Annotated in this window: 11 protein-coding genes and 1 pseudogene; all 12 read right to left on the bottom strand. The window is 66.3% G+C overall.

Translation table 11 applies throughout. The annotated features are described in order from the left end of the window. The coding region (locus EAH84_RS10765; RefSeq protein ID WP_140871778.1) for a DUF1476 domain-containing protein at positions 1-221 on the bottom strand (221 nt) is incomplete at its 3' end. Between the two features lie 183 nt (positions 222-404). Then, positions 405-704, bottom strand: a pseudogene (locus EAH84_RS10760) (zinc-binding dehydrogenase); the annotation flags it as partial. After that, entirely contained in the window at positions 704-1,702 is a 999-nt protein-coding gene (locus EAH84_RS10755; RefSeq protein ID WP_194150388.1) for an NADPH:quinone oxidoreductase family protein, read from the bottom strand. The pseudogene EAH84_RS10760 and the gene EAH84_RS10755, both read right to left, overlap by 1 nt. After that, on the bottom strand, positions 1,665-2,294 hold the full coding sequence (gene leuD, locus EAH84_RS10750; protein ID WP_140871776.1) for a 3-isopropylmalate dehydratase small subunit: 630 nt from the start codon (positions 2,292-2,294) through the stop codon (positions 1,665-1,667). Before leuD ends, EAH84_RS10755 begins: the two co-directional genes overlap by 38 nt. Further along, on the bottom strand, positions 2,294-3,139 hold the full coding sequence (locus EAH84_RS10745; RefSeq protein WP_140871774.1) for an N-acyl homoserine lactonase family protein: 846 nt from the start codon (positions 3,137-3,139) through the stop codon (positions 2,294-2,296). The genes leuD and EAH84_RS10745 overlap by 1 nt, the downstream gene beginning before the upstream one ends. Positions 3,140-3,292: 153 nt before the next feature. Continuing rightward, positions 3,293-4,726: a 3-isopropylmalate dehydratase large subunit gene (gene leuC, locus EAH84_RS10740; RefSeq protein ID WP_140871772.1), complete on the bottom strand. Its 1,434-nt coding sequence runs from the start codon at positions 4,724-4,726 to the stop codon at positions 3,293-3,295. A gap of 42 nt (positions 4,727-4,768) precedes the next feature. After that, on the bottom strand, positions 4,769-6,133 hold the full coding sequence (locus EAH84_RS10735) for an Nramp family divalent metal transporter (protein WP_140871770.1): 1,365 nt from the start codon (positions 6,131-6,133) through the stop codon (positions 4,769-4,771). Positions 6,134-6,209: 76 nt separating this feature from the next. After that, complete coding sequence (gene mntR, locus EAH84_RS10730) at positions 6,210-6,653, bottom strand: manganese-binding transcriptional regulator MntR (protein ID WP_140871768.1); 444 nt, start codon at positions 6,651-6,653, stop codon at positions 6,210-6,212. 66 nt (positions 6,654-6,719) lie between these two features. Continuing rightward, entirely contained in the window at positions 6,720-7,607 is an 888-nt protein-coding gene (locus tag EAH84_RS10725) for an alpha/beta hydrolase (protein ID WP_241656559.1), read from the bottom strand. Continuing rightward, complete coding sequence (locus EAH84_RS10720) at positions 7,604-8,239, bottom strand: CoA transferase subunit B (RefSeq protein WP_140871766.1); 636 nt, start codon at positions 8,237-8,239, stop codon at positions 7,604-7,606. The genes EAH84_RS10725 and EAH84_RS10720 overlap by 4 nt, the downstream gene beginning before the upstream one ends. Beyond that, positions 8,240-9,286 (bottom strand): 5'-nucleotidase, lipoprotein e(P4) family, encoded by a 1,047-nt coding sequence (locus EAH84_RS10715; protein WP_241656558.1) that lies wholly within the window; start codon positions 9,284-9,286, stop codon positions 8,240-8,242. Beyond that, positions 9,283-10,005 (bottom strand): CoA transferase subunit A, encoded by a 723-nt coding sequence (locus EAH84_RS10710; protein WP_140871764.1) that lies wholly within the window; start codon positions 10,003-10,005, stop codon positions 9,283-9,285. Before EAH84_RS10710 ends, EAH84_RS10715 begins: the two co-directional genes overlap by 4 nt. Positions 10,006-10,012 lie beyond the last annotated feature (7 nt).

The following is a 10,012-nucleotide window of genomic DNA, read 5'->3' as shown; positions in this document are numbered from 1 at the left end:
CCGATTAGCTTGCGGATGACGTCGCCAKCGCCGGCTTCTTCGAAATTGGCATGGACCACCGCCTTAGAATAGGCGTCCGCCTCCTCGGGGGTCAGCTTCATCAGCGCCGCGGCCCATTCGCCGACGAGCCGGTTGCGCCGGGCGACGATCCGGAACGCCATTTCCTCATCGCGCGCATACTTCGTCTCGAAAGCACGTTCGCGGTCGTCGAAGGTCGTCATGCAGCGCTCCCGAATTGCTTGGCGTGAGAGATAGGGCGGCACGGGGGCAGGCGCAACCGATTCACCCCCGTCACCCCGGACTTGTTCCGGGGTCCATGGTGCCGCAGGCGCGTCGTATCGAATTCGAATGTCCCGGCTCGCTGCCAGATGGACCCCGGAACAAGTCCGGGGTGACGGTGCGGATCACCCCACCTCGACCACCAATTTCCCGATCGCTCCGCGCGCCGCCATCTTCGCGATCGCGTCGCCGCCCCGCGCGAACGGAAACACCTCGGTAACCCGCGGCGCGATCTTGCCATCGCGCCACAGTGTGAAGAGGTGCTCGACATGCGCCTCATTGGCCTTGGGATCGCGCGCCGCGAACGCGCCCCAGAACACCCCGCACACGTCGCAACTCTTGAGCAATGTCAGGTTGAGCGGCAGCCGGGGGATCCCCGCGGGGAAGCCGACGACCAGATACCGCCCCTCCCAACCGATCGATNTCACCCCACCTCGACCACCAATTTCCCGATCGCTCCGCGCGCCGCCATCTTCGCGATCGCGTCGCCGCCCCGCGCGAACGGAAACACCTCGGTAACCCGCGGCGCGATCTTGCCATCGCGCCACAGTGTGAAGAGGTGCTCGACATGCGCCTCATTGGCCTTGGGATCGCGCGCCGCGAACGCGCCCCAGAACACCCCGCACACGTCGCAACTCTTGAGCAATGTCAGGTTGAGCGGCAGCCGGGGGATCCCCGCGGGGAAGCCGACGACCAGATACCGCCCCTCCCAACCGATCGATCGCAGCGCGGGCTCGGCATAATCCCCGCCGACCGGATCGTAGATCACGTCATAGCCAGCCTTGCCGCCCGCCGCCTTGAACTGTTCGGCGAGCGCCTTGGACGCGTCCTTCTCGAACGGCGCGCGGCCATAGATGATCGTCTCGTCGGCACCCGCGTCGCGCGCCGCCGCCGCTTTCTCCTCGGACGACACCGCCGCGACGACCCGCGCGCCGAACGCCTTGCCCAGCTCGACCGCGGCAAGCCCGACACCCCCCGCCGCGCCGAGCACCAGCATCGTTTGCCCGTCCTTCAGGTGCCCGCGATCGAGCAGGGCGTGGATCGTCGTGCCATAGGTCAGGATCAGCGCCGCGCCCTCGGCAAAACTACGCTCTTCGGGCAATCGGTACAGCCGCGTCGGATCGACCGCGATCTTCTCGACCAGCCCGCCGTTGCCGATCGTCCCCATGATCCGGTCGCCGACCTGCCAGTCGGTCACGCCCTCCCCCACGCTGTCGACGACACCGGCGATCTCGCCCCCCGGCGCGAACGGGCGGGCTGGCTTGAACTGGTATTTATCCTCGATGATCAGCACGTCGGGATAGTTGATCGCGCACGCCTTCACCGCGACCACCACCTGCCCCGGTCCGGCCACCGGGTCGGGCAGCTCGGTCATTTCCAGTGTTTCAGGTCCGCCGATCGCCGTCGATAGCAATGCCCGCATAACCGCTTCTCCCCTCGATCCATGGTCGCGAAGCGTGCATCGCGCCTTCGAATTTCGAAATCGCGGTATCCCTTGCCAGCGTCAGCCCGATCTCGTCCAGTCCCTCCATCAGGCATTGGCGACGAAACGCGTCGAGCGCGAAGACGAAGCGGTCCTGGAACGCGGTCGTCACCGTCATCGTCTCGAGCTCGATCGTGACGATATCGGTCTTCGTCACCTCGATCAGCCGGTCGATCGCCTCTTGGGGCAGCACGACGGGGATGATCCCGTTCTTGAACGCGTTGCCGGAAAATATATCCGAAAAGCTCGGCGCGATCACCGCCGCGATCCCCATGTCGACGAGCGCCCAGGCGGCATGTTCGCGGCTCGATCCACAGCCGAAATTGTCGCCCGCGATCAAAATCGGGCTGCCCGCATAGGCAGGGTCGTCGAAGATATTGCCGGGTTGTGCGCGCACGGTCTCGAACGCGCCCTTGCCCAGCCCCTCACGCGAAATCGTCTTCAGCCAGTGCGCGGGGATGATGACGTCGGTGTCGATATTCTTCGCGCCCCACGGATAGGCGCGGCCCGACACCTGCGTCACCGGCTCCATCAGTCCGCCGCCTTAGGAAAGGCGGGAAGCAGCGCGACATCGCGCGGATCGTGCTGGATCACCATCACCGCGCGGAGCGCTGCGCCCAGCTTGCGATACCGATCCATCGACGCGAGGCTGTCGGCGCGTTCGGTGTTGAACGGCGGCACCCCGTCGCCGTCGAGATTCTCGTGGAAATGCGCGACGTCGCCCGACAGCAGCACCGGCCCGGTTTTCGCCAGCTTCACGAGCAGGCCGTGATGCCCTGGCGTATGTCCGGGCAAGTCGATCATCGTCACGCTGCCGTCGCCGAACACGTCCTTGTCGCCGCTGACCGGGGTCAGTTTGGCGCCGCCGCCAAACCATGGCGCGAGCGGCTTGGCGTCGACGTTTCCCTCTCCCTTGGCCAGCGCATCGGCGTCGCCCTTGCCGATCAGCAGCTCCGCCTGCGGGAACGCCGCGGCCTGGCCAATATGGTCGAAATGATAATGGCTGATCCCGACGCGGGTGATCTGCGCTGGCGTGACCCCGATCGTGGCGAGTTGGGCGACGATCGTCTTGGCCAGCGTCGGCGACATCGCGCTGGTCTTGTCCTGCGGCTTGCCGAGCAGCCCCGCGGGCAGCCCGGTATCCCACAGCATGTAATCGGTGCCGTGGCGGATCAGGTAACAGCTTGCGACCAGATCGCGCGATTGGCCGGGATAGGCGCGCGTGTCCGAAAAGGCGTTGAGGTCATTGACGCGTACCGCGCCGCACTCAAGCCGCCACAGCTCGACCTCAGGCGTCGCCGTGGCGGGCGGGGCTGCCTGCGCGGATAGCGCCAGCACCGCGGCGGCGGCGAACGCGAACGTCGCGACGATCCGCATCAGCGAATCTGCGCCGCAGGTGTCGCTGGCTTCGCCTCGACCTGCTGCGTCGCCAGATAGGCGGCGATTCCGCTCACGATCGTCCCCGCGATCAGCATCAGGAACACTCGTCTCATACGCTCACTCTCCTAAAATCCGTGATCACAATCCGCGTCATGATGTCATCAAGTCACGCACATCGGCAAGCCTGCCGGTCACCGCCGCCGCCGCCGCCATCGCGGGGCTGAGCAGATGCGTCCGCGCCCCCGGCCCCTGTCGCCCCACGAAATTGCGGTTGCTGGTCGACGCGCAGCGCTCCCCCGGCGGCACCTTGTCGGGGTTCATCGCCAGGCACATCGAACACCCCGGCTCGCGCCATTCGAACCCGGCCGCCACGAAGATCCGGTCGAGCCCCTCGGCCTCGGCCTGACGCTTGACCTGCCCCGATCCGGGAACGACCAGCGCGCGCACGCCCTTGGCCACCGTCCGCCCGTCGGCGACCGCGGCGGCGGCGCGCAAATCCTCGATCCGGCTGTTGGTGCAGCTGCCGATGAAGACATGCTGGACCGCGACGTCGCGCATCGCGGTGCCCGCCGTCAGCCCCATGTAATCGAGCGATTTCTGCGCCGCTGCGCGCTTGGCGGGATCGGCGAAGCTGTCGGGCGCGGGCACCACACCGGTGATCGGGACGACGTCCTCGGGGCTCGTCCCCCAGGTCAGCGACGGCGCGATCGCGGTCGCGTCGATCCGGAATACCTTGTCGTAGCGCGCGCCCGCGTCGCTCGGCAGCGTCCGCCACCACGCCACCGCGCGCTCCCATTCCGCTCCCATCGGCGCCATCGGACGGCCCTGAAGGTACGCGAAGGTCGTCTCGTCGGGCGCGATCAGCCCGGCGCGCGCGCCCGCCTCGATCGACATATTCGCGATCGTCAGCCGCCCCTCGATCGACAGGCCCCGGATGACCTTCCCGGTGAATTCGATGACATGCCCGCTGCCACCCGCCGCGCCGATCGTGCCGATGATCGCCAAAATCACGTCCTTTGCGCTCACCCCAAAGCCGAGCGTGCCGTCGACCCGGACCTCCATCGTCTTGGCTTGACCGAGCAGCAACGTCTGCGTCGCGAGCACATGCTCGACCTCGCTCGTCCCGATCCCGAACGCCAGCGCCCCCAGCGCACCGTGCGCCGAGGTATGGCTGTCACCGCAGACCAGCGTGGTTCCGGGCAGCGTGAAACCGAGTTCGGGGCCGATGACGTGGACGATCCCCTGTTCGACTGCAGTCGCGTCGATATAGTCGATCCCGAACTCCGCGGTGTTCCGGCGCAGCGCGTCCAATTGCTGCGCGCTCTCGGCGTCCGCGATCGGCAGCACCCTGCCCGCCGCATCGACCCGCGGCGTCGTCGGCAGATTATGGTCGGGCACCGCCAGCGTCAGTTCGGGCCGCCGCACCGGGCGACCCGCGATGCGCAAGCCCTCAAACGCCTGTGGGCTGGTCACTTCATGCACCAGATGCCGGTCGATATAGATCAGGCACGTTCCGTCGTCGCGGCGCTCGACGAGGTGCGCGTTCCAGATCTTTTCGTACAGCGTCAGCGGGCGCGCGCTCATGTCGCGACGGTTAACCGAAAACTGCGCCATAACCAAGATATTCTATCGGGAAGTTGCGCCCAACATCGTTGTATCGAGCAGCAGCTTCGCGTTGAGGACGATGATGATCGCCGCGATCCCCCACGCCGCGACCTTTAGCCATGTCGGGCTGACGAGATTCCCCATCTTGGTCTTGTCCGACGTGAATCGAACGAGCGGCACGATCGCGAACGGCAATTGCATCGACAGCACGACCTGACTCAGGATCAGCAATCGCGCCGTCCCGCTCTCGCCATAAAGCGCCGCGACGATCACGGTCGGCACGATCGCGATCCCGCGCGTCACCAACCGCCGCAGCCACGGCGCGAGCCTCAACCGGACGAAGCCTTCCATCACGATCTGCCCCGCCAGCGTCGCGGTGATCGTCGAATTCTGCCCCGACGCCAGCAGTGCCACCGCGAATATCGTGCTCGCCGCCGCCGCGCCCAGCGTCGGCGACAGCAGTTGGTACGCGTCCTGGATTTCCGCGACGTCGGTACGCCCGATGGTGTGGAACGCCGACGCCGCGAGGATCAGGATCGCGGCGTTGACGAACAGCGCCAGGCTCAGCGCCACCGTGCTGTCGATCGTCGCCCATTTGGCGGCATCGCGTTTGCCCGTAGGGGTCCGCTCGAACGCCCGCGTCTGCACCGTGGCGGAATGGAGGTACAGGTTGTGCGGCATCACCGTCGCGCCGAGAATTCCGATCGCGAGGTAGAGCATCGTCGGATTGGTGATCACCTCGGACCGCGGCACGAACCCCGCCAGCAACGGCCCGATCTCGGGGCGCGACGCGATCAGTTCATAGAGAAAACACAGCGCAATGATTGCGATCAGCGCCATGATGAACGCCTCGAGCCGCCTGAAGCCGTGGCGCTGCAGCATCAGGATCAGCAGTACGTCGAGTCCGGTCAGGCAGACACCCCAGACGAGCGGGATGCCGAACAGCAAGTTGAGCCCGATCGCTGTGCCGATCACCTCGGCCAGGTCGCACGCGACGATCGCGACCTCGCACAGCAGCCACAGCATGATCGCGGTCGGCCTACTGTACGCGTCGCGGCAGGCGGAGGCGAGGTCGCGCCCGGTCGCGATCCCCAGCCGCGCGCTCAGCGCCTGCAGGATGATCGCCATCACGTTCGACAGCAGGATGACCGAAAGCAAAGTATAGCCGAACGCCGATCCCCCCGCGAGATCGGTCGCCCAGTTGCCGGGGTCCATATAGCCGACCGCGACGAGGAACCCCGGCCCGGTGAACGCCGCCAGCTTACGCCACCAATTCGCCCCTTCGGGCACCGCGATCGATCGGAACGCCTCGGGCAGCGACACACTACCCCCGCCCCGCCAGCCGGGGTGGTCGGTGTCGGGCTCGTGCGCCTGGGTTCCCGTCATCGATGCCTTCATGTCCGCGAAATCATCCTCTTCCCGCAGCAGATACGCGCGGGTGGGGCAAAAGATTAGCTAAGGCTTACTTTTTTAGCGCTTGCTGTTCAAGCGTCGCGCTGAGTTGGGCCAGCGCGGCGAGCGTTCGATCGCTGACATGGTGTTCGATTCCTTCCGAATCGGCATCGACCGTCGCCTCGTCGACCCCTAATGCGCGCAGGAAGCGCGCGACGATCGCATGCTTGCGCCGCGCCTCCGCCGCCATCGCCGCTCCCGCCTCGGTCAGGAAGATCGATCGATAGGGACGCGACACCACCAGTCCCTCGCGCCGCAGCCGCGCGACGATCTTCGACACCGTCGGCTGGCTCACCGCCATATTCTCGGCGATATCGCTTAGCCGCGCCTCGCCCTGCTGGTGGATCAGGTCGCCGATCAACTCGACATAATCCTCCGCGACCTCGGTCAGATGCGCCGCGCGGGTCTGGCGAAAGGCAGCGGCGCGGCGTGCGGTGTCGGATCGGTCGGTCATCGGCCCTCGCAGCATGTGAAGCGATGTGCCGATTGTATAGCCGCTGCTATAAACCGCAACCGGACGCTATTTCAGCACGCGCTTCAGGAACGATACGCTATCCGACAGCGCCGGCGCCTTGCCGCGGAACGGGACCGACAGCGCCATTGCGACGTCCTCGTGGCTCAGCCCCTGATATTCGCGAAATTCGACCGGCGACCCCGCCTTCTTCAGCGCTTTGGTCAGGTTCACCGCATTGTACGGGCGCACCTGCGTGTCGTTGCTCGCGGTCACCAGCATCATCGGCGCCAGCCCCGCCCGCGCGTAGTGGATCGGCTGGGTTGCGGGGCCATCGACGACGCCCTTGAACGCATCGATCGATCGCTTCTTGTCGTACGGGAAGAAGTCGTACGGCCCGCACAGCCCGACCGCGGCTTTGATGATATGCGGATCGACCCCGATCGCGGTGAGCCAGTGCGGGTCCATCGGCAGCATGATCGCGGCATAGCCGCCCGCCGAATGGCCCGCGGTCGCGATCCGCGTCGGATCGCCGCCATAGCCTGCGATATTGTCGCGGGTCCATTTCACCGCCTCGGCGGCGTCTTGCAGGAAAGCCGGGAAGCGAACGCTCGGCACCTTGCGGTAATCGGGCACGACGACGACGAATCCCGCCTTGGCATAAGCGCGCGCCGCAAAGGCATAGGCCCCGCGGTCGCCATGCACCCAACCGCCGCCATAATAGAAGATCAGCACCGGGCGCGACGTCGTCGGATGGTCGCCCGCGGGTCGCCAGACGTCGAGCGTCTGCCCGGTCGTCCCGAACGGCACCGCAGTCGCGACCTCCTCGGTTCCGCGCCCACCGCCTGCTACCGCATCGACCCAGCTCAATATCCGCGGCGGTTCGACGAAATAATACATCCCCACCGCACCCGCGATCAGGATCGCCAGAACCGCGAGCGCGATCCGCCAGATCACGAATCGTACCGTGCGGTCGTCTTGGCGGCGACCTCGTCCGCGGTCACCCCGGGCGCAAGCTCGATCAGCGTGAAACGGCTATTATGGTCGGCGCGCCGGAACACGCACAGGTCGGTCACGATCATGTCGACGACGTTCTTGCCGGTCAGCGGCAGCGTGCAGTCGGGGATGAACTTGGGCTCGCCATGCTTGCTGCTATGCTCCATCACCACGATGATCTGCTTGACGCCCGCGACCAGGTCCATCGCGCCGCCCATGCCCTTGATCATCTTGCCGGGGATCATCCAGTTGGCGATGTCGCCATTCTCCGCGACCTCCATCGCACCGAGCACGGTCAAGTCGATATGCCCGCCGCGGATCATCGCGAAGCTGTCGGCGCTGCTGAAATACACCGACGAGGGCAGTTCGCTGATCGTCTGCTTGCCCGCATTGATCAGGTCGGCATCCTCCTCGCCCTCGAACGGGAACGGCCCAATCCCGAGCATCCCGTTCTCCGACTGCAACGTCACCGTCATTCCCGCAGGGATGTTGTTGGCAACCAGCGTCGGAATGCCGATGCCCAGGTTCACGTAATAGCCGTCGCGCAGCTCCTGTGCAGCGCGCGCGGCCATCTGGTTGCGGTCCCACGGCATCTACTTCTCCTTGATTTCGGGTGCCGGGGCAGTCGTGGCTGGCGACCCAGCGGCGGGCGGCGTCCATCGCTTGTCGAGCGGGAACACCTCGCCCATCGCGCCCTTCAGCGCACTGCCGTACACGGGGTTGGGCAGAATAAACCAGCCATGCCCCCACAACACGCTCGTATAGCGCCCGCCGACCGACGCACGACGCGCCTCGAACGCCTGCGCGCTCGCGTTGAACAGATCGGTGAAGTCACCCAGCTGATCGCCCGCCATCGCGATGACGCAATATTTCTTTGCGATCGCCCACCGCCGCGCGTCCTTGCCGCTGCCGGTGCTGGCCGCATCGCCCTGCAACCACAATGTATCGCCGTGGACCACCGGCGCGAAGCCCAGCCCGGCGAGCATCGCCGCGGTTTTATCGGCGTTAACGGTCGAGCGGTTCGAATTGAACACCACCGCGACATTCTCGGCCTTCGCCGCCTTGACCATGTCGAGCGCGCCCGGCACCGCCGTGACGTCGCCCCCCCCGGTCCGCTCCCACGCGTCCCAGCGCGCCTGATCGTACGGCACGCCGCTCGCCGCGTCGGCCTCGAACCCCAGGTTGAGCACCGCGGTCTCGTCGATATCGAGCACCACCGCGAGCGGCTTGTCGCCGCACGGCTCGAAGATCGGCGCGTCGAGCGTCGAGCCCGGTGACATCACCACCGAGCGCAAATCATGCCCCACCGCGCGATCCGACGCCATCGAGATGATGTAGTTGGCGAGTCCGAAAAACGCCTGATAGCTCAGCGCCGCCGCCTCGCCAGAGCCGTACAGGAACTGCATTGCGGGCGGCGCGGGTGCGGCTGGCCCGACGCCATCGACGCCGTCCGGCGGCGGCAGGGCGCCCGCATAGACCTGCCCCGCCTTCGCGCCGGTGGCGGGCAGGCCGGGGATCGCCGCGGCGGGCGGCGGGGCCTTTGCCGCATTGATCCGGTCAAGGAACCGCTGCCGGGCTGCACATCCTGTTACCGCGGGCGCGAGCGCGACGAACAGCAGCGCGGTCGCCACGGTCTTCATGGCGCCGCGCGCTCGCGCACGGTACGGAACTCGATCTTCTTGTCGTATGGAGCCCCCAGGATCATCCGGTTGACGTAAATCCCGGGCAAGTGGACCGCGTCGGCATCGAGCGATCCCACCGGCACGATCTCCTCGACCTCGGCGATACAGATCTTCCCCGCGGTCGCCATCGGCTGGTTGAAGTTGCGTGCGGTCTTGCGAAACATCAGATTCCCCGCCTCGTCCGCCTTCCAGCCCTTGATGATCGCCAGGTCGGCGCGGATGCCGCGTTCGAGGATATAGTCCTTGGGACCATTGGGGCCATCGAAGGTCTTCACCTCCTTGCCCTCGGCGACCTGCGTGCCGACCCCGGTCTTGGTATAAAAACCCGGAATCCCCGCGCCTCCCGCACGACACCGTTCGGCGAGCGTCCCCTGCGGACAGAACTCGACCTCGAGCTCGCCGCTCAGAAACTGCCGCTCGAACTCCTTGTTCTCGCCGACATAGCTGGAGATCATCTTCTTCACCTGCCGCGTCCGCAGCAGCTTGCCGAGCCCTTCGCCGTCGATCCCGGCGTTGTTGCTCGCGATCGTCAGATCCTTGGTCCCCGCCTCGCGGATCGCATCGATCAGCCGTTCGGGAATCCCGCACAGGCCAAAGCCGCCCGCGCAGATCGTCATACCGTCGAACAGCACGCCGTCGAGCGCTGCCGCCGCATCGGGATAGATTTTCTGCGCCATGCCGTCT

It is taken from the genome of Sphingomonas oligophenolica (assembly GCF_006438955.1).
GTDB lineage: Bacteria > Pseudomonadota > Alphaproteobacteria > Sphingomonadales > Sphingomonadaceae > Sphingomonas > Sphingomonas oligophenolica_A.
This window is presented reverse-complemented; position numbering and strand designations above follow the sequence as displayed.